This window comes from Bacteriovorax sp. DB6_IX, from assembly GCF_000447775.1.
GTDB lineage: Bacteria > Bdellovibrionota > Bacteriovoracia > Bacteriovoracales > Bacteriovoracaceae > Halobacteriovorax_A.
The window spans coordinates 1-275 of record NZ_AUNJ01000374.1 but is presented as its reverse complement, the minus strand read 5'-3'; the positions used below and the strand labels follow the sequence as shown (position 1 = coordinate 275).

Here is a 275-nt window from a genome sequence, read left to right as displayed (position 1 = left end):
TCTATTTCTAAACTTGATGGAGAGTTTATTAATATTCCAACTCTAAGAAGTTACTTAGACAGTGAATTAAGAACAGTTGAGAATTCACTGGATCAATACCAATCAGAGCTTGGTAAAGAACAGAATAATATCTTCAAGACAAATGGTGAGATGATCACAGTTAAATCTCCTTCTGATGGAGAAACTGTTGTTGGAACAATCCGATTTGCCAATGTTGAAGATGCTAAGACTGCTATTAAAGTTATTGATGAGGACTTCTACAATGGTAAATGGTC

1 protein-coding gene is annotated in these 275 nt (G+C 34.2%); it reads left to right on the top strand.

Annotated elements, in window-relative coordinates; all coding sequences use genetic code 11:
- Positions 1-275 (top strand): hypothetical protein (locus tag M901_RS11725; RefSeq protein ID WP_034721957.1); only part of this gene is annotated, 275 nt, incomplete at both ends.